Below are 19,830 nucleotides of genomic sequence, written 5' to 3'. Positions count from 1 at the left end.
AGTGTTAGAAGTATGTTATAGTAATAAAGCTTAGAAAATAAGAAGATGTTTTCTAGCAAATATAAACCCGAGTAAAAAATGCCTACGGACAGGCAGGGTTGAATGCCGAAGCGTGGTTGAAAAACCACATTATTGATAGGGTTAAAAGCCTACTTTTATAAGTTGATGTTAGGACACTTGTCCTAATTCATAAATTTTTAGTGTGGTGAAAGCACACGTCATCTTGTGAAACGATCAATAAAGTACGTAATATTTGCTACTAGAGAGTTAGGAAACATCGGGAACAGACATACTCAACAGAAACAAACATAAAAACGTCAGAAGATTGCAGAGCAGGTGAAATCCTGCTCTTTTTTCATGAGTCAACCTTTAGTTCCTTAGTTTTCATAAGGTACTAAAAATATTGAAAGGAGTATGTCTTGAAAGAGTTAGATCAAAACCAAGCACCAATTTATGAGGCCTTGGTGAAGTTGCGCAAGAAAAGGATTGTTCCCTTTGATGTTCCAGGTCACAAGCGTGGACGGGGAAATCCAGAACTTGTTGAACTGCTAGGTGAAAAATGTGTAGGCATTGATGTTAATTCGATGAAACCCTTGGATAATCTTGGTCACCCTATTTCGATTATTCGAGATGCGGAGGAATTGGCTGCAGATGCTTTTGGAGCTAGCCATGCTTTTCTAATGATAGGGGGAACAACTTCATCGGTGCAGACTATGATTCTGGCAACCTGCAAGGCAGGAGATAAGATTATTCTGCCACGAAATGTCCACAAATCTGCTATTAATGCGTTGGTTCTATGTGGTGCCATCCCCATCTATATCGAGATGAGTGTAGATCCTAAAATTGGTATCGCTTTAGGTCTTGAAAATGATCGAGTAGCCCAGGCTATTAAGGATCATCCAGATGCAAAAGCAATTTTGATAAACAATCCTACTTACTACGGCATCTGTTCAGACCTAAAGGGGTTGACAGAAATGGCTCATGAAGCTGGCATGATGGTTTTAGTAGATGAAGCCCACGGAGCGCACTTACATTTTACTGATAAACTTCCAATTTCTGCTATGGATGCAGGTGCTGATATGGCAGCAGTTTCTATGCATAAGTCTGGTGGGAGTTTGACCCAAAGTTCGCTTCTTTTAATCGGGGAGCAGATGAATCCTGAATACGTTCGTCAGATCATCAACCTGACCCAGTCAACATCCGCCTCTTACTTATTGATGGCTAGTTTGGATATTTCACGTCGCAACTTGGCCCTTCGTGGTAAAGAATCCTTTGAGAAGGTCATTGAGCTATCCGAGTACGCTCGTCGTGAAATCAATGCTATCGGTGGCTACTATGCCTATTCAAAAGAGTTAATAGATGGTGTGTCGGTATGTGATTTTGATGTAACCAAGTTGTCAGTTTACACTCAGGGTATTGGCTTAACAGGTATCGAGGTTTATGATCTCTTGCGCGATGAATACGACATTCAGATTGAGTTTGGTGATATTGGTAATATCTTGGCCTATATTTCGATTGGTGACCGTATCCAAGACATCGAGCGCTTGGTCGGTGCTCTAGCTGATATTAAGAGACTCTATTCACGAGATGGGAAGGACTTGATAGCTGGAGAATATATCCAGCCAGAGTTGGTCCTTTCTCCTCAGGAAGCCTTCTATTCAGAGAGAAGAAGTTTGTCTTTAGACGAATCTGTTGGACAAGTCTGTGGAGAATTTGTTATGTGTTACCCTCCAGGAATCCCTATCTTGGCTCCTGGTGAACGCATTATACGTGAAATTGTAGACTATATCCAATTTGCCAAGGAACGTGGTTGCTCCCTCCAAGGGACGGAAGATCCTGAGGTCAATCACATCAACGTCATTAAGAGAAAGGAGAACTAGATGGATTTATGGTTTTCTGAAGTTCATACTCCAGATGTCAAATTATCTCTGAGAACAGCCAAGCAACTCTACGCTGGAAAAAGTGAATGGCAGGATATCGAAGTCTTGGATACGCCAGCTTTTGGAAAGATTTTGATTTTAAATGGGCATGTTTTGTTCTCAGATGCGGATGATTTTGTCTACAATGAAATGACCGTCCACGTTCCCATGGCTGTCCACCCGAATCCCAAGAAAGTTTTGGTAATAGGGGGTGGCGATGGCGGTGTTGCTCAAGTATTAACCCTCTATCCTGAACTGGAGCAAATCGATATTGTGGAACCAGATGAGATGTTGGTTGAGGTCTGTCGTGAGTATTTCCCAGACTTTGCTGCAGGGCTAGATGATCCACGTGTTACCATTTACTACCAAAATGGGCTACGCTTTTTGCGAAACTGTGAAGATGACTACGATATTATCATCAACGATGCGACAGATCCATTTGGCCATACAGAAGGGCTCTTTACCAAGGAATTTTACGGTAACAGTTACAGAGCCTTGAAAGAAGACGGTATCATGATTTACCAGCATGGGAGTCCCTTCTTTGACGAGGATGAGTCAGCTTGCCGAAGCATGCACCGCAAGGTCAATCAAGCCTTTCCAATCAGTCGGGTCTATCAGGCCCATATACCAACCAGTCCTGCTGGTTATTGGTTGTTTGGATTTGCATCGAAAAAATACCATCCTGTCAAAGATTTTGACAAGGAAGGCTGGAAAAAACGCCAGCTTTTCACAGAATACTACACTGCAAATTTACACGTAGGGGCCTTTATGTTGCCCAAGTATGTTGAGGACATTTTAGAAGAAGAGGAAGGAAAAAAATGAGTCGTTTATTAGTTATTGGATGTGGGGGCGTTGCCCAAGTTGCTATTTCAAAGATTTGCCAAGATAGCGAAACCTTTACAGAGATTATGATTGCTAGCCGTACCAAGTCAAAATGCGATGACTTGAAGGCTAAACTGGAAGGCAAAACAAGTACAAAGATTGAGACAGCTGCTCTTGATGCTGACAAGGTAGAAGAAGTGATTGCCCTGATTGAAAGCTACAAACCAGAAGCTGTTTTGAACGTAGCTTTACCATATCAAGATTTAACCATTATGGACGCTTGTTTGGCTACAGGTGTCCACTATATCGATACAGCCAACTATGAGGCTGAGGATACAGAAGACCCTGAATGGCGTGCTATTTATGAGAAACGTTGCAAGGAACTTGGTTTTACAGCCTACTTTGACTACTCATGGCAATGGGCTTATCAGGAGAAATTCAAGGAAGCAGGCTTGACCGCTCTCCTTGGTTCAGGTTTTGACCCAGGTGTGACTAGTGTCTTTTCAGCCTATGCCCTCAAACACTATTTTGATGAAATCCACTATATCGACATTTTAGACTGTAATGGTGGTGACCACGGTTATCCGTTTGCAACAAACTTCAACCCAGAAATCAATCTACGCGAGGTTTCAGCACCGGGTTCTTATTGGGAAGATGGAAAATGGGTCGAAGTTGAAGCCATGTCTATCAAGCGCGAGTACGATTTCCCTCAAGTTGGACAAAAAGACATGTATCTCCTTCACCACGAAGAAATCGAATCATTAGCGAAAAACATTCCAGGTGTCAAACGGATTCGTTTCTTTATGACTTTTGGTCAATCTTACTTGACGCACATGAAATGTCTTGAAAACGTTGGGCTCCTTCGCACAGATACCATTAACTTCAATGGACAAGACATCGTTCCGATTCAATTCTTAAAAGCCTTGCTTCCAGATCCAGCCAGCCTTGGTCCACGCACTGTTGGTAAAACCAATATCGGATGTATCTTTACAGGTGTCAAAGATGGCGTTGAAAAGACCATCTACATCTACAATGTTTGCGACCATCAGGAATGTTACGCAGAAGTTGGTTCACAAGCAATTTCTTACACGACAGGTGTTCCAGCCATGATTGGAACGAAATTGGTTATGAACGGTACTTGGAAACAAGCTGGAGTGTATAACCTTGAGGAATTAGATCCAGATCCATTCATGGAAGCTTTGAATGAGTATGGTTTGCCATGGGTTGTGGTTGAGAATCCACAAATGGTGGACTAATGAAGTTAGAACAAGTACCAACACCAGCCTACGTCATTGACTTGGCCAAGTTAGAATCTAATTGCCGTATCCTACAATATGTACAAGAAGAGGCTGGTTGCAAGGTTTTGCTTGCCCAGAAGGCTTATTCCCTCTACAAAACCTATCCCTTGATTAGCCAGTATCTATCAGGTACGACTGCAAGTGGTCTCTATGAGGCCAAGCTAGCTAGAGAAGAGTTTCCTGGTGAAGTCCATGTTTTTGCACCTGCTTTCAAAGATTCAGACATGGAAGAATTACTTGAAATCACTGACCACATTGTCTTTAATTCTGAGAGACAGTTGCGTAAACATGGGGCCCGTTGTCGGGAGGCTGGTGTCAGTGTTGGTTTGCGCATCAACCCTCAGTGTTCAACTCAAGGAGATCACGCGCTCTATGACCCTTGTGCACCAGGTTCTCGTTTTGGCGTTACACTAGATAAAATTCCTAATGATTTGCTGGATTTGGTAGACGGTCTTCATTTTCATACGCTTTGCGAGCAAGGTTCAGATGATTTAGAGACAACTTTGAAAGCAGTAGAAGCGCAGTTTGGTTCTTATTTGCATGAAGTAAAATGGCTCAACATGGGTGGAGGACACCACATCACAAGAGAAGACTATGATGTGGATTTGCTGATTTCTGAAATCAAGCGTATACGAGAAACTTACAATCTTGAAGTCTATATCGAGCCGGGTGAAGCTATTGCGCTCAATGTAGGTTATCTAGCAACTGAAGTATTAGATATTGTAGAAAACGGCATGGAAATCTTGGTTTTAGATGCCTCTGCGACCTGCCATATGCCTGATGTACTTGAGATGCCCTATCGCCCACCTTTGAGAAATGGCTTTGAGGCACAGGAAAAAGCCCATACTTATAGACTTTCTTCCAATACCTGTCTGACGGGCGATGTGATTGGTGATTATAGCTTTGAAAATCCAGTCCAAATCGGAGACAGACTTTATTTCGAAGACATGGCCATTTATTCTTTTGTCAAAAATAATACCTTTAATGGTATTGGATTGCCAAGTCTCTATCTTATGGACGAGCAGGGTGAGTGCAGCTTAGTCAAAGCCTTTGGCTATCAAGATTTTAAAGGGAGATTATCATGATGGACAGTCCAAAAAAATTAGGCTATCGCATGCCAGCAGAGTACGAACCCCATCATGGTACCCTCATGATATGGCCGACTCGACCAGGTTCATGGCCTTTTCAAGGTAAGGCAGCTAAAAAGGCTTTTAGCCAGATTATCAAAACCATAGCAGAATGGGAAAAAGTCTATCTTTTGGTGGAACAAGACTACTTAGTCGAAGCACAAGACTACCTTGGAGATAGCGTTGTTTATCTAGACATTCCTACCAATGATGCCTGGGCGCGTGATACAGGTCCGACTATTCTTGTCAATGAGAAAGGCCAGAAGTTAGCCGTTGATTGGTCTTTCAATGCCTGGGGTGGAGCTGTAGATGGTCTATACCAAGACTATGAAGATGACGACCAAGTAGCCAGTCGTTTTGCTGAGGCCTTGGAAATACCTGTTTACGATGCCAAGCCTTTTGTACTGGAAGGAGGCGCAATCCATAGCGATGGACAAGGAACCATTCTCGTAACTGAAAGTTGCTTGCTGAGTCCTGGTCGCAATCCTCATCTTAGTAAGGAAGAAATCGAAAATACCTTATTAGAGTGCCTTGGAGCTGAAAAAATTATCTGGCTTCCTTATGGTATTTATCAGGACGAAACCAATGAACACGTTGACAATGTTGCTGCCTTTGTTGGTCCTGCAGAGCTTGTTTTAGCTTGGACAGATGATCAAAACGATCCTCAGTATGCCATGTCAAAAGCAGATCTCGAACTCTTAGAAAAGGAAACAGATGCAAAAGGTCGTCCCTTCACCATTCATAAGCTTCCTATCCCAGCTATTCGTCAAGTTGTCACTGAGGACGATTTACCAGGCTATACTTATGAAGAAGGAGAAGAAGAGAGATACGCAGGTGAACGACTAGCAGCTTCCTACGTAAACTTTTATATCGCCAACAAGGCTATCTTAGTTCCCCAATTTCAAGATAAAAACGATCAAGTAGCCTTAGATATCCTCAGTAAGTGTTTCCCAGACCGTAAAGTTGTCGGAATACCAGCTAGAGATATTCTTTTAGGTGGTGGCAATATCCACTGTATCACCCAACAAATCCCAGAATAGGAGAAAAAGATGAGAAATGTAAAAGTTTCAGCCATTCAGATGCAATGCGCTAAGGATGTGGCAACAAATATCCAAACAGCAGAGCGTTTAGTACGTCAGGCAGCAGAACAAGGCGCACAAATTATTCTCTTGCCCGAGTTGTTTGAACGTCCATACTTTTGTCAGGAACGTCAGTATGACTACTACCAGCATGCCCAGTCGGTGACAGAAAATACTGCCATTCAGCATTTTATGGTGATTGCTAAGGAACTACAAGTTGTTTTACCGATCAGTTTCTATGAAAAAGATGGCAATGTCTTGTATAATTCTATTGCAGTTATTGATGCAGATGGGGAGGTGCTAGGTGTTTATCGGAAGACTCACATTCCTGACGATCATTACTATCAAGAGAAATTTTACTTTACTCCTGGCAACACAGGTTTCAAGGTCTGGGATACGCGCTACGCTAAGATTGGTATTGGTATCTGTTGGGATCAATGGTTCCCTGAAACAGCGCGCTGTCTTGCATTGAATGGGGCTGAATTGCTCTTTTATCCAACGGCTATCGGTTCAGAGCCAATTTTGGATACGGATAGTTGTGGTCATTGGCAACGTACCATGCAAGGACACGCAGCAGCAAATATTGTTCCAGTTATTGCAGCCAATCGCTATGGCTTGGAAGAAGTCGCTCCAAGTGAGGAAAATGGTGGACAGAGTTCCAGTCTTGACTTTTACGGTTCATCCTTTATGACGGATGAAACAGGAGCTATTCTAGAACGAGCTGAAAGACAAGAAGAAGCTGTTCTGTTAGCAACTTATGACCTAGATAAGGGAGCAAGCGAACGCCTAAACTGGGGCTTGTTTCGAGATAGAAGACCCGAAATGTATCAAGGTATTACGGACTAGTAGGGGAGAAATGAGAGATTCATTCTGCTAGACTAACTTCTTGTTAGCAACTATAGGGATACTAGGTCATCTAGTAAATGGATTTTATATTTTAACCCTCTAAGGCTTTCTCGCGCTTTTATGCGAGGAGCTTTTCTGTTTAATCTTTATCAATAAAACATGCTATAATAGTTGCAGAAAGGTTGGTGTTTATGGCTAGGATATTGGTTATTGAAGACAATAGTGACATTCAAGAAATTTTGCGAACACTTCTTACCGAGGAGCATGAGGTGATTCAAGCCTTTTCAGGAACTGAAGGAATCATGCTTTTTGACCAAGGTGGGATTGAACTCGTTTTGCTAGATATCATGCTTCCTGGGAAAAATGGGGATCAGGTTTTAAAAGCCATCAGGGAACAAAGTCAAATTCCAGTCATTATGCTAACAGCTTTGAGCGATAAGAAGTTAATCAGTCAATACCTCTTAGACGGTGCCAATGATTACATAGTAAAACCTTTTGATTTGGATGAAGTCTTTGCTAGAGTCACTGTTCAATTACGTCAAAGTGTAGAAAAACAACCTATACAACAAGAAAAAACTGAAAATCTGCCACAAAACTTGAAAAATATCCAGTTTGATGCAGAAAGTTTTGAAATCAAAAATAGTCAGGAAACGATTCGCCTTGCCAAGAAAGAATACTTGATTCTCCAAACTCTCCTCAAACATCCTAAGAAAATTTTCACCAAAGAAGAACTTTATGAATTGGTTTGGGATGAGAGCTATCTACCTGGAGATAATACCCTCAATACGCATTTGAGTAATCTTCGTAAAAAATTAAACCAGCTTGACCCAAATCAAGAATATATTGAAACTATCTGGGGCGTTGGGGTAAGATTAAAAGGAGACAAGCAATGACCTACATAATAATCTTTGTTCTATTGGTACTCCTGATTATTTTATCGATTTCATTGATTCGATACCATCTAGCACTTAAAAACTTGAGTCAACAGATTGAAGATAAGATTCTCACAGGTAGTATGAAAAGAGTAGGGGTCAGCATTTTTTCCAAACATTTTTTACATCTCTATCAGCAGATTGAGAATCTATTTCAGGAAGTAGAGCAATCTCGATTGGTTATGAAAAGGGAAAAACAGACTCTGGATATGGCCATCAGCAATATCGCCCATGATATTCGGACGCCTCTGACTATCGCTTCAGGCTACACCCAACAATTGATAAAAACTCCTGGAGACAAATCAGAAACCTTACAAAAAATAGCCCAGCATCTTGATTTAGTTTCTAAACGTTTGGAGGCTCTTCTAGAATATCGTCGTTTGATGGAAGGGGCTGTCAAACCGAAACTGGAAGAAGTGGATCTTTCAGCTTTTATCACCAAAAAGACTCTGGCTTATTATGATGTTTTTCAGGCGGCAAATATCACGCTTGATTTTCAGGTTGAAGCTGGTCTGAAAATGAGGACTGATGAAGACTTACTGGATCGAATTTTACAAAATCTGCTTGGAAATGTTCTCAAGCATGGCAAGGAAGAAGCACGTCTATCTTTAAGAAAGGAAAAGGAACATCTTGTCTTAGAGATTGCAAACCTTGTCAAACAACCCATCAAAAGAATAGAAAATCTCAGCAACCGTTTTTATTCTGAAAATCTATCAGACACGGAAGAATCCTCTGGTTTAGGCCTTTATATCACTGAGGAATTATGCCATCTTCTCGGTGCAGAGATGAAACTAAGTACAGATGGGCAATGGTTATCGGTTTTCATTTACTTTTAAAGAAATAAACCTCCTCTGTAGGCTAGAGGAGGTCTTTTTTATAGACTTTTCTTTTTGAAAACTGCCAGTCCACTTAGATTAAAGATTACAATAACAGCTAAGCTAACTATAAGTGTGTAGAGAATTGACTCACTATTAGCAGTCATAGCATAGGTAAATTGCAAGGACAAATATGGCAAAATTTTGATATTTGGAAAAATGAGCATTGGCATAGAAAGTAAGATAGAGCTGACCAAATACCCAATAAATACTGCAAGATAAGAATGACTAACATAGAGAATGAAGGAAACAATGGAAAGCCAAGCAAGGAGGCAAAGAAATTGAAGGAAAATGGTTACCAGTAGATTGCCGATAAAGCCATCAGGCATAGTTCCAAATCCATTTAAGATAGTTGCTGGAATAAAGGCAATCACAAGGCTGATGATAAGTTGCAAAAGTGCAATACAAGCCAGTACAACGGCTTTGGCAAGGAAAAACTCTGTACGAGAAATCCCTACTGTCAAACTATTTTTATAGAGCTTTCCGATTAAATCAACACCTAAAACTAGACAAGTTAGAACAATACAGAGAAAAACGAGGTTTGAACCTTGACTAGATGCGTTAATCAGGGCTTGTACACCGTCCCAACCATGGGTTGGAATTTCTGGCTCTTCTGTCTGGATTGCCATCAGATGGCCAGTAGCTCCAATACTTGCGCCCATTAGCATGAGAGAAAAGAGAATGAACTCTGTAATCCAGAATCCTTTGGAACGGAAAAGACGGTAAAAGTCTGCTTGAATGGTATGTATCATGATTTTCCTCCTATTCGACCAATTGTGTGAAGTATTCTTCTAGGTTTTGACGGGCGTAGTAAATCTCGTCAATAGCGACATCTGCCAAGGTTAATTCCTTGAGAATCTGTTTGACATCTTGTTCCTGACCAAAGATGTGAATTTCGTTTTCAGGATTAACAACCTTGAACTGGAGCTGAATTTGTTCTTTCAATACTTGACAAGCTTTCTCTTGATCAGCTGTCTTAAGAACAATATAATCCTCACTTAGTGTTTCAAATTCAACTTTACTGATTTCACGAATAATCTTGCCTTGATCTAAAATACCAAAACGATTAGCTACGAGGTAGAGTTCTGACAAGATATGGCTAGAGATGAGAATGGTGATCCCTTGTTCTTGATTGAGTCGTTGAATCATGAGTCGAAATTCTTTGATACCGATTGGGTCGAGACCATTGATAGGTTCATCTAAGATTAGGAAATCTGGTTTGGATAGGAGGGCAATGGCAATACCAAGTCTTTGTTTCATTCCTAGCGAGAAATCACGAAAGACTTTTTTACCTGTATCTGGCAAACCTACATAGTCCAGCGTTTCTCGAATGACTTGATCAGCATTTGGAATATGACGAATCATACAATAATATTTCAGATTTTGGTAAGCTGTTAAGTGATTATGAGCTACAGGTGATTCAATCACTGAACCTACTCGAGATAGAGACTTGGTCCACTCATTTTCCGATTGACTAGAAAAGAGGGAAACAGTTCCTTTATCTGCAAACAGTAGTTGCGTAATGATTTTGATTAAGGTGGTTTTCCCAGCTCCATTCTTCCCGATAAGTCCATAAATATCTCCCTCTCTTATCGTTAGATGAAGATCCTGAAGGATAGCTTGTTTGTCAAAGTTTTTGGACAATCCATGAATGTCAAGTACTGTTTTCATGATTCTCTCCTTTTGATTTATTTTGTTAACTTTAGTATAAAGTATAGAAATCAAAGAAAGCTCAAGGATTTCTAAAGAGTTTCTAAAGTTTTAGGAATTCTTAAATATCAAAACCCAGTTGGTATGAACTGGGCTTCTTGATTATAAAATATATTTCTCAATCGCACGCGCAACACCGTCTTCTTCGTTGCTTGCTGTAACGTCATCAGCTAGGGATTTGACATAATCGCTGGCATTTCCCATTGCAATGCCAAGTCCTGCAAACTGGAGCATTTCGATATCGTTATTGGCATCGCCCATGGCCATGATTTCTGAGGAATCAATCTTCAAAATCTCAGCTAGTCGAGAAAGAGCAGTAGCCTTTGTCGTTCCAAGCGGCATCGCTTCATAAATAACAGGCTGCGAACGAACTCCGCTAAAACGTTGGCAGAGTTCCCCAGCAAAACGCTGCTCAAAATCGTCTGTTTGTTCTTTTGTTCCCAAAAACATACCTTGGAACATACGATACTTGCCACTGGTCGCTTCCTCAAGGGAAATTTCAGTCAGGTCTGAAAAGACTAGTTTAGCATCATTTTGGATAACTTGATTGGGCTTGCCACCGAGGACAAAATAATGCTCCTCGTCAAAAAGTGTCAACTGAACCTCACTTTTTTCAGCAAGGTCATAGAGGTATTCGATGTCAGCTGGACTGAGTTCTTGCCAGTCAACTAAGCTCCAGTCGCTCGTTTGATGAGTTGAGCAACCGTTGTTCACAATAACGTACTCATTCTGGAGGTCTAGTCCCAGTTTTTTATAGTAGGGGAGGACACCGAAAAGCGGGCGACCCGTACAGAGAACCAGTTTGACACCTTTTTCAATAGCTTGGTGAATAGCAGTAATATGAGCTTGTGGGATTTCCTTGGCTTCATTGAGGAGGGTTCCGTCCATATCCAAGGCTAGTAGTTTAATCATAGGTCTTCCTTCTTTATCTTTTGGTATTATTATAGCATATTTTAGAGGAAAGGAGGAGGAATCTTTGGACTAATCATGGTATAATAAAAAGTAATGAAAAATTCCAACGAGGCTAAGATGAAATTACTTTATACTGATATTCGGACTTCTTTGACAGAAATTCTAACCAGAGAGTCGGAGCAGTTAGTTGCTGCTGGCAAGCGAGTCTTCTATATCGCTCCTAACTCTCTTTCTTTTGAAAAGGAACGCGCCGTGCTGGAATGCTTGTTCCATCAGGCTTCTTTTGCGATTACTGTCACGCGCTTTGCGCAAATGGCTCGTTATCTGATTTTGAATGATTTGCCTGTCAAAACCAGTCTTGATGATATTGGTCTTGGGATGGCCTTTTACAAATGCCTTGCCGAACTTGATCCTAAGGATTTACGTGTTTATGGAGCTATCAAGCAGGATCCTCAATTTATCCAGCAGTTGATTGAACTGTATCACGAGATGACCAAGGCTCAGATGAGTTTTTTAGATTTGGAAAGTTTGACTGATGAAGACAAGAGAGCCGATTTGCTCTTGATTTTTGAGAAAGTAACGGCCTATCTAAATCAAGGTCAGTTGGCTCAGGGAAGTCAATTGTCCCATTTGATTGAAGCTATTGAGAATGACAAAGTTAGTAGTGATTTTACTCAAATCGCCTTGGTTATTGATGGATTTACCCGTTTTTCTGCCGAAGAAGAGCGAATTGTGGACCTACTTCATAGCAAGGGTGTTGAGATTGTTATTGGGGTTTATGCTAGTAAGAAAGCTTATACTAGTCCTTTTAGTGAGGGCAATCTCTACCAAGCCAGTGTGGAGTTTCTCCATCATCTAGCCTCTAAATACCAAACACCTGCTCAAGACTGTTCTCAGACCCATGAGAAAATGGATAGTTTTGACAAGGCCTCTCGTTTGTTGGAGTCTTCTTATGACTTTTCAGAACTCACCTTGGATGTCGATGATGAGGACCGTGAAAACCTGCAAATCTGGTCTTGCTTGACTCAAAAAGAAGAGTTGGAGTTGGTGACCCGTAGCATTCGTCAGAAATTACATGAGAACTCAGATCTGAGTTACAAGCATTTTCGTATCCTCTTGGGGGATGCAGCTTCTTATCAATTATCTCTAAAAACGATTTTTGACCAGTATCAGATTCCTTTTTATCTTGGTAGAAGCGAATCCATGGCGCACCATCCCTTGACTCAGTTTGTCGAGTCTATTTTGGCTTTGAAACGCTATCGTTTCCGTCAGGAGGATTTAATTAACATTCTCAGAACTGGTTTATATACCGACCTTAGTCAGGCTGATATTGATGCTTTTGAGCAATATATCCGCTATCTTGGTATCAATGGCTTGCCAGCCTTTCAGCAAGCCTTCACCAAGTCCCACCATGGAAAATTTGATTTGGAACGTTTGAATTCCCTTCGTCTGCGTATTTTAACCCCTCTTGAAACTCTCTTTGCCAGTCGAAAACAGAAAGCTGAAAATCTCCTACAAAAATGGAATGTCTTTCTAAAAGAAGGAGCGGTGACCAAGCAGTTGCAAGATTTGACAGCTACTATGGAAGCTCTTGAACAGGAAAGACAAGCCGAAGTTTGGAAGGCTTTCTGTCATATTTTAGAACAATTTGCGACCGTTTTTGCTGCTTCACAGGTTAGTCTAGAGGACTTCTTAGCCTTGCTCCATTCTGGAATGAGTTTGTCTCAGTATCGTACCATTCCAGCAACAGTGGATACCGTCCTGGTGCAGAGTTACGATTTGATTGCGCCTTTGACCGCTGACTTTGTCTACGCTATTGGGTTGACTCAGGACAATTTACCAAAAATCGCGCAAAATACCAGTCTTTTAACTGATGAAGAAAGACAAAGCTTAAACCAAGCAACCGAAGAAGGCGTTCAATTGCTGATTGCCAGCAGTGAAAATCTCAAGAAAAATCGCTACACTATGCTTTCCTTGGTCAATTCTGCTCGTAAGCAGTTGGTCTTGTCGGCTCCAAGCCTTTTTAATGAAAGTGAAAGCAAGGAATCAACTTATCTTCAAGAGCTAGTTCATTTTGGATTTAGCAGGAAAGAGAAGAGGATGAATCACAAAGGGCTGTCTAAGGAAGATATGGGGTCATATCACAGTCTTTTGTCCAGTCTGGTTGCCTATCACCAGCAGGGCGAGACGAGTGATACTGAGCAAGATTTGACCTTTGTCAAGGTTCTGGCGCGTGTCATGGGTAAAAAACTAGACCAGCAAGGTTTGGAAAATCCAGCCCTTCCAACCAGCCCAAGTAGCATGCCCTTAGCCAAGGATACCTTACAAGCTCTCTATCCTACTGATCAGGAGTTTTACCTGTCCACCTCTGGTTTGACGGAGTTTTATCGCAATGAATACAGTTATTTTCTTCGCTACGTTTTAGGCTTGCAAGAAGAATTACGCCTGCGTCCTGATGCCCGCAGTCACGGAAATTTCTTGCACCGTATCTTTGAACGTACTTTGCAGTTGCCTAACGAAGATTCCTTTGACAAACGTCTAGAACAAGCTATCCAAGAAACTAGTCAAGAACGCGAATTTGAAGCAATTTATCAGGAAAGTTTGGAAGCCCAGTTTACCAAGGAAGTTCTACTTGATGTTGCACGGACGACTGGCCATATTCTCCGTCACAATCCAGCCATCGAAACCATCAAAGAGGAAGCGAATTTCGGTGGGAAAGAGCAAGCCTTTATTCAATTGGACAATGGACGCAGTGTCTTTGTACGAGGCAAAGTTGACCGCATTGACCGATTGAAAGCTGATGGAGCGATTGGAGTGGTAGACTACAAATCCAGTCTAACTCAGTTCCAGTTTCCTCATTTCTTTAATGGGCTCAATTCCCAGTTGCCAACCTACCTAGCTGCCCTAAAAAGAGAAGGGGAGCAGAGCTTTTTCGGTGCCATGTACTTGGAAATGGCTGAGCCTGTCCAATCTCTGATGACCGTTAAAAGTCTGGCAGGTGCAGTAGTAGAAGCCAGCAAGTCTATGAAATACCAAGGACTCTTTTTAGAAAAAGAAAGTAGTCATTTGGGCGAATTTTACAACAAAAACAAGGCTAATCAGCTGACGGATGAGGAATTCCAGCTCCTACTGGACTACAATGCCCATCTTTACAAGAAAGCAGCTGAGAAGATTTTAGAAGGTCAGTTCGCCATTAATCCTTATACCGAAAATGGCAGAAGTATTGCCCCATACGTCCAGCAACACCAAGCCATTACAGGGTTTGAAGCCAATTACCACTTGGGTCAAGCCCGTTTCCTAGAGAAGTTAGACTTGGCTGACGGCAAACGTCTGGTCGGAGAAAAACTCAAGCAAGCTTGGTTTGAAAAAATAAGAGAGGAGTTGAATCGATGAAGCCTATTCCCTTTTTAACTGAGAAGGAAATTCAAAAACTGCAAGAAGCAGAAGCAAATTCGAGTAAGGAACAAAAGAAAACTGCCGAGCAAATCGAAGCTATCTACACTTCTGGTCAGAATATCCTCGTTTCAGCGTCGGCTGGTTCTGGGAAGACTTTTGTCATGGCCGAGCGTATTCTGGACCAACTGGCGCGTGGTGTCGAAATTTCTCAACTCTTTATCTCAACCTTTACCGTCAAGGCTGCGACTGAACTTAAGGAACGTTTGGAGAAAAAAATCAGCCAACAAATCCAAGAAAGTAGTGATGTCGACCTCAAACAACACTTGGGTCGCCAGTTGGCAGACCTCCCCAACGCTGCCATCGGAACCATGGACTCTTTCACACAAAAATTCCTTGGTAAACATGGTTATCTGATTGACATTGCGCCTAATTTCAGGATTTTACAAAACCAAAGTGAGCAACTCCTTCTAAAAAACGAAGTCTTCCATGAGGTCTTTGAAGTCCATTACCAAGGTAAACAGAAAAAGAAGTTTAGCCATTTGCTGAAAAATTTTGCTGGACGTGGAAAAGATGAACGGGGTCTGCGCCAGCAAGTCTATAAAATTTATGACTTCCTCCAATCCACTAGTAATCCTCAGAAATGGCTGAATGAATCTTTCCTCAAAGGCTTTGAAAAAGCTGATTTTACCAGTGAAAAAGAAAAACTAACTGAGCAAATCAAACAGGCGCTTTGGGACTTGGAAAGTTTCTTCCGTTACCATCTGGATAATGATGCCAAGGAGTTTCCAAAGGCTGCTTATCTAGAAAATGTTCAGTTGATTCTAGACGAAATTAGCTCCTTGAATCAGGAGTCCGATAGTCAGGCTTATCAAGCAGTGCTTGCGCGTGTTGTCGCAATTTCGAAAGAGAAAAATGGTCGGGCTCTGACAAATGCCAGTCGCAAGGCTGATTTGAAACCACTGGTCGATGCCTACAATGAAAAGAGAAAGACCCAGTTTGCTAAACTAGGACAACTAGCAGACCAGATAACCATTCTCGATTATCAAGAACGTTATCATGGAGACACTTGGGAGCTAGCTAAAACCTTCCAGTCTTTCATGAGTGATTTTGTGGAAGCTTATCGTGAACGCAAACGCCAGGAAAATGCCTTTGAATTCGCTGATATCAGCCATTACACCATTGAGATTTTAGAGAATTTTCCGCAAGTCCGTGAGGCTTATCAGGAGCGCTTCCATGAAGTCATGGTTGATGAGTATCAGGATACCAACCATATTCAAGAACGGATGCTAGAATTGCTGTCTAATGGCCACAATCGCTTTATGGTAGGAGATATCAAGCAGTCCATTTATCGTTTCCGTCAGGCAGATCCGCAGATTTTCAATGAGAAATTCCAACGCTATGCGCAAAATCCAAATGAGGGCAAGCTCATTCTCCTCAAGGAAAATTTCCGTAGTAGTTCAGAAGTGCTGTCAGCAACCAATGATGTTTTTGAACGTCTCATGGACCAAGAGGTCGGCGAAATCAACTATGATAACATGCACCAGCTTGTTTTTGCCAATACCAAACTGACTCCAAATCCTGACAACAAGGCAGAATTTCTCCTCTACGACAAGTATGACACAGGTGAGGAAGAAGAGGATCAGGCAGAAACGAAACTCACTGGTGAGATGCGCTTAGTCATCAAGGCGATCCTGAAACTCCATCAGGAACAAGGTGTTGCCTTTAAAGAAATTGCCCTTTTGACCTCTAGTCGTAGTCGTAATGATCAAATTCTACTTGCCCTGTCTGAGTACGGGATTCCTGTCAAAACCGACGGAGAGCAAAACAACTATCTCCAATCTCTAGAAGTACAAGTCATGCTAGAAACCCTTCGTGTCATTCACAATCCCCTGCAAGACTATGCCTTGGTTGCTCTTATGAAGTCTCCAATGTTTGGTTTTGATGAGGACGAGTTAGCACGTTTATCTCTTCAGAAAGCAGAGGATAAAGTCCACGAAAATCTCTATGAGAAACTAGTAAATACTCAAAAACAGGTAAGTAGCCAAAAAGGCTTGATTCACTCAGCTCTAGCTGAGAAACTAAAGCAATTCATGGATATCTTGGATTCTTGGCGCTTGTATACCAAAACGCACTCCCTCTATGACCTGATTTGGAAGATTTACAACGACCGTTTTTATTATGATTATGTTGGGGCTTTGCCAAATGGTCCTACTAGACAGGCCAATCTCTATGCCCTAGCTTTGAGAGCAGACCAGTTTGAAAAGAGCAATTTCAAGGGCTTGTCACGTTTTATTGGTATGATTAACCAAGTCTTAGAAGCCCAGCATGATCTTGCAAGCGTGGCCGTCGCACCGCCAAAAGATGCAGTAGAGCTCATGACCATTCACAAAAGTAAAGGGCTGGAGTTTCCTTACGTCTTTATCCTCAATATGGATCAAGATTTCAATAAGCAAGACTCTATGTCAGAGGTCATTCTCAGTCGTAAAAATGGTCTTGGTGTCAAATATATTGCCAAAATGGAGACAGGAGCAGTGGAAGATCACTATCCTAAAACCATCAAACTCTCCATTCCTAGTCTGACCTATAGACAGAACGAAGAAGAATTACAGCTGGCAAGCTATTCTGAGCAAATGCGTCTACTGTATGTTGCCATGACGCGGGCTGAGAAAAAGCTTTATCTTGTCGGTAAAGGTTCTCGTGAAAAGCTGGAAGCCAAGGAATACCCAGCGGCTAAAAATGGAAAACTAAATAGCACTACTAGACTCCAAGCCAAGAATTTCCAAGATTGGATTTGGGCTATCAGCAAAGTGTTTGCCAAGGATCATCTCAACTTTAGTTATCGTTTTGTTGGAGAAGATCAGTTGACCAGAGAAGCTATCGGAGAGTTGGAAAACAAGAGCCCTCTCCAAGATAGCTCTCAAGCAGATAACCGTCAGTCAGAAACCATCAAAGAAGCCCTTGAAATGCTGAAAGAGGTGGAAGTTTATAATACTCTTCACCGTGCAGCCATTAAACTCCCTAGTGTTCAAACCCCAAGTCAAATCAAGAAATTCTACGAACCTGTTATGGATATGGAAGGTGTTGAGATTGCAGGTCAAAGCCAGTCAATAGACAAAAAAATCAGCTTTGATTTACCAGATTTTTCAACCAAAGAAAAGGTAACAGGAGCTGAGATTGGTAGTGCTACCCACGAACTCATGCAGAGAATTGACCTCAGCCAGCAACCAAACCTTGCTAGCCTGACAGAAACTCTTAAACAAGTTCAAACCATCCCAGCTGTCAGAGACAAGATCAATCTTGTTAAAATTCTTGCATTCTTTGACACAGCGCTCGGTCAGGAAATTCTTGCTAATACCGACCGTCTCTATCGCGAGCAACCTTTCTCCATGCTCAAACGAGACCAAAAGAGTCAGGAAGATTTCGTTGTTCGTGGAATCTTGGACGGCTATTTGCTTTATGAGGATAGAATCGTTCTTTTCGACTACAAGACAGACCGCTATGATGACTCAAGTCAACTCATAGATCGCTATCGTGGTCAGTTAACCCTATACGGAGAGGCTTTATCTCGAGCCTATTCGATTGAAAATATTGAGAAATACTTGATTTTACTCGGTAAAGACGAGGTTCAAGTTGTAAAAGTATAATCTAGAAAGGAGACCTCATGACACTTCCAGTTAGAAAATCCCTACATGATGCGGTTTTACAGGCTTCAAAAGCTGATACTTGGGAACAAGCTACCAAGGAATGGAATGAAGTTTCCTTGATTTTTAACGGTATCGGCCGTAGCAATTGTGTCTGTGGAAATGCCATCAAGTACGCTTACGAACTCTTTAACGGTGTCACCGGCCAACGCCTCTTTCCGATAGGTAGCGATTGTGTTCGGCATTTTCATCGATTAAGCCTTGACCAGCAACTAGAAGAGGAAGAAAAACTACTCAGAAAGGTCGAAAATCTGACCAGAAAAGCCCAGAAAAAAGAAAAAATCAAGGTCAATAAAAGTGACTTTGACGAGCGACTTCTAAAATGGCTCTGGGAAAAAGGTGTTTTCAAGCCTAATCGTGGCAATCAGTTCTCACCTGAGAAAGACCATCAGCTCTTCCTAGAAGTCTTTCAAGGAGGAAGTTGGACAAAGGCAGAGCCCAAGAAGAAGGCTCGTATGGAAGAAGTACTTGAAAAGTGTATCAAACCCTTTTTACTTGGAAAACCAGATGACCAACTCTACCTTGTCAAGCTAGGTAAGGAGAAAATTGACTACGAACAAGAACTCCGTATCCAGGCAGAGAAAGAGCGCAAGAAGAGGGATAAAATCGCCAAGCAGTATGCAGATAATCTAGTCCTAGCCATGGGCCCAGCGGAGCGTGCTTATCAGGATTACTTTGGCTTTACAGAAACCCTAACCCAAGAAGAACGCAAGTGGGAGAAAATTCTTTTTGGTAAAAATCGAACAGAACGTGCTATCAAGGCCAAACAATACCAAAAAGAGTTGGAAAAAGACCAACGAATTGCCAGTCAGGATCCAATTGAAAGAAAGCAGAAGCAGACTTGGCTCCTCAATTCCTATTTCCGTGAGCTTCCTGACGAAAAATCCCGCTTTGCTCGACTCTTATTAGAATATCGAAAAAGTGGAGAAGTGCCCTTTTCAACTGAATATCTGTCAGACCATCTGCTTGACTTTTTCTATAAAATGAAAGCCTTTGAGTTTGAAATTGCACCAGAACAAGTTCGAGATTTTCTAAAAGAAAGCCTTCAAGCAGAGCATCTCTCTTCAGCACAAGAAAGCTGGATAGAAGGAATTTTGACAAATTGCATAGTCCCATTTTTATCTCGAATACTCATCTAAAACTAAATATATAAGTCTTAGAATTTTATATAAAGTTAATATATAAATCAAGTGGATTTGAAATTATTATTCCT

14 protein-coding genes are annotated in these 19,830 nt (G+C 41.6%); 11 read left to right on the top strand and 3 right to left on the bottom strand.

Annotation, left to right across the window (positions count from 1 at the left end; translation table 11 throughout):
• The first annotated feature begins 419 nt into the window (after window positions 1-419).
• From N5909_RS07960 to N5909_RS07925, 8 genes are all read left to right on the top strand, one after another.
• Complete coding sequence (locus tag N5909_RS07960; RefSeq protein ID WP_271631085.1) at window positions 420-1,880, top strand: aminotransferase class I/II-fold pyridoxal phosphate-dependent enzyme; 1,461 nt, start codon at window positions 420-422, stop codon at window positions 1,878-1,880.
• Window positions 1,881-2,741 (top strand): polyamine aminopropyltransferase, encoded by an 861-nt coding sequence (gene speE, locus N5909_RS07955; protein WP_000366713.1) that lies wholly within the window; start codon window positions 1,881-1,883, stop codon window positions 2,739-2,741.
• Window positions 2,738-3,997 (top strand): saccharopine dehydrogenase family protein, encoded by a 1,260-nt coding sequence (locus N5909_RS07950; RefSeq protein ID WP_000088770.1) that lies wholly within the window; start codon window positions 2,738-2,740, stop codon window positions 3,995-3,997. Before speE ends, N5909_RS07950 begins: the two co-directional genes overlap by 4 nt.
• Window positions 3,997-5,124 (top strand): carboxynorspermidine decarboxylase, encoded by a 1,128-nt coding sequence (nspC, locus tag N5909_RS07945; protein ID WP_271631084.1) that lies wholly within the window; start codon window positions 3,997-3,999, stop codon window positions 5,122-5,124. Before N5909_RS07950 ends, nspC begins: the two co-directional genes overlap by 1 nt.
• The gene (gene aguA / locus N5909_RS07940) at window positions 5,121-6,206 is read left to right on the top strand and encodes an agmatine deiminase (RefSeq protein ID WP_033681794.1); all 1,086 of its coding nucleotides are present in this window, start codon (window positions 5,121-5,123) and stop codon (window positions 6,204-6,206) included. The genes nspC and aguA overlap by 4 nt, the downstream gene beginning before the upstream one ends.
• Window positions 6,207-6,215: 9 nt before the next feature.
• Entirely contained in the window at window positions 6,216-7,091 is an 876-nt protein-coding gene (aguB, locus tag N5909_RS07935; protein ID WP_271631083.1) for an N-carbamoylputrescine amidase, read from the top strand.
• Window positions 7,092-7,282: 191 nt separating this feature from the next.
• Window positions 7,283-7,984: a response regulator transcription factor gene (locus N5909_RS07930; protein WP_033681790.1), complete on the top strand. Its 702-nt coding sequence runs from the start codon at window positions 7,283-7,285 to the stop codon at window positions 7,982-7,984.
• Window positions 7,981-8,859, top strand: coding sequence for a sensor histidine kinase (locus N5909_RS07925; protein ID WP_033681788.1), 879 nt, complete (start codon window positions 7,981-7,983; stop codon window positions 8,857-8,859). The genes N5909_RS07930 and N5909_RS07925 overlap by 4 nt, the downstream gene beginning before the upstream one ends.
• 38 nt (window positions 8,860-8,897) lie before the next feature.
• Here N5909_RS07925 and N5909_RS07920 read toward each other — a convergent pair whose 3' ends face one another.
• The 3 genes from N5909_RS07920 to N5909_RS07910 all read right to left on the bottom strand — a co-directional run bounded on the left by N5909_RS07920 (window position 8,898) and on the right by N5909_RS07910 (window position 11,520).
• Window positions 8,898-9,650 (bottom strand): ABC transporter permease, encoded by a 753-nt coding sequence (locus N5909_RS07920; RefSeq protein ID WP_033681786.1) that lies wholly within the window; start codon window positions 9,648-9,650, stop codon window positions 8,898-8,900.
• Between the two features lie 10 nt (window positions 9,651-9,660).
• Window positions 9,661-10,569, bottom strand: a complete 909-nt coding sequence (locus N5909_RS07915; RefSeq protein ID WP_033681785.1) for an ATP-binding cassette domain-containing protein — start codon at window positions 10,567-10,569, stop codon at window positions 9,661-9,663.
• Window positions 10,570-10,710: 141 nt separating this feature from the next.
• Window positions 10,711-11,520, bottom strand: a complete 810-nt coding sequence (locus N5909_RS07910) for a Cof-type HAD-IIB family hydrolase (protein WP_033681783.1) — start codon at window positions 11,518-11,520, stop codon at window positions 10,711-10,713.
• A gap of 117 nt (window positions 11,521-11,637) precedes the next feature.
• Here N5909_RS07910 and rexB point away from each other — a divergent pair, with 117 nt between their 5' ends.
• Genes rexB through N5909_RS07895 form a run of 3 tightly spaced genes read left to right on the top strand, consistent with a single transcriptional unit; the run spans window position 11,638 to window position 19,756 of the window.
• Window positions 11,638-14,913, top strand: coding sequence for an ATP-dependent nuclease subunit B (gene rexB / locus N5909_RS07905; RefSeq protein ID WP_033682039.1), 3,276 nt, complete (start codon window positions 11,638-11,640; stop codon window positions 14,911-14,913).
• Entirely contained in the window at window positions 14,910-18,560 is a 3,651-nt protein-coding gene (gene addA, locus N5909_RS07900; RefSeq protein WP_033681781.1) for a helicase-exonuclease AddAB subunit AddA, read from the top strand. Before rexB ends, addA begins: the two co-directional genes overlap by 4 nt.
• A 17-nt stretch (window positions 18,561-18,577) precedes the next feature.
• The gene (locus N5909_RS07895) at window positions 18,578-19,756 is read left to right on the top strand and encodes a hypothetical protein (protein ID WP_271631082.1); all 1,179 of its coding nucleotides are present in this window, start codon (window positions 18,578-18,580) and stop codon (window positions 19,754-19,756) included.
• Window positions 19,757-19,830 lie beyond the last annotated feature (74 nt).

Source organism: Streptococcus gwangjuensis (assembly GCF_028156745.1).
Classification (GTDB): Bacteria; Bacillota; Bacilli; order Lactobacillales; family Streptococcaceae; genus Streptococcus; species Streptococcus gwangjuense_A.
This window is presented reverse-complemented; position numbering and strand designations above follow the sequence as displayed.

Excerpts from the sequence above, each read along its gene's own strand:
- speE (WP_000366713.1), top strand. The coding sequence starts at position 1,881 with ATGGATTTATGGTTTTCTGAAGTTCATACTCCAGATGTCAAATTATCT.
- N5909_RS07950 (WP_000088770.1), top strand. The coding sequence starts at position 2,738 with ATGAGTCGTTTATTAGTTATTGGATGTGGGGGCGTTGCCCAAGTTGCT.
- nspC (WP_271631084.1), top strand. The coding sequence starts at position 3,997 with ATGAAGTTAGAACAAGTACCAACACCAGCCTACGTCATTGACTTGGCC.
- aguA (WP_033681794.1), top strand. The coding sequence starts at position 5,121 with ATGATGGACAGTCCAAAAAAATTAGGCTATCGCATGCCAGCAGAGTAC.
- aguB (WP_271631083.1), top strand. The coding sequence starts at position 6,216 with ATGAGAAATGTAAAAGTTTCAGCCATTCAGATGCAATGCGCTAAGGAT.
- N5909_RS07930 (WP_033681790.1), top strand. The coding sequence starts at position 7,283 with ATGGCTAGGATATTGGTTATTGAAGACAATAGTGACATTCAAGAAATT.
- N5909_RS07925 (WP_033681788.1), top strand. The coding sequence starts at position 7,981 with ATGACCTACATAATAATCTTTGTTCTATTGGTACTCCTGATTATTTTA.
- N5909_RS07920 (WP_033681786.1), bottom strand. The coding sequence starts at position 9,650 with ATGATACATACCATTCAAGCAGACTTTTACCGTCTTTTCCGTTCCAAA.
- N5909_RS07915 (WP_033681785.1), bottom strand. The coding sequence starts at position 10,569 with ATGAAAACAGTACTTGACATTCATGGATTGTCCAAAAACTTTGACAAA.
- N5909_RS07910 (WP_033681783.1), bottom strand. The coding sequence starts at position 11,520 with ATGATTAAACTACTAGCCTTGGATATGGACGGAACCCTCCTCAATGAA.
- rexB (WP_033682039.1), top strand. The coding sequence starts at position 11,638 with ATGAAATTACTTTATACTGATATTCGGACTTCTTTGACAGAAATTCTA.
- addA (WP_033681781.1), top strand. The coding sequence starts at position 14,910 with ATGAAGCCTATTCCCTTTTTAACTGAGAAGGAAATTCAAAAACTGCAA.
- N5909_RS07895 (WP_271631082.1), top strand. The coding sequence starts at position 18,578 with ATGACACTTCCAGTTAGAAAATCCCTACATGATGCGGTTTTACAGGCT.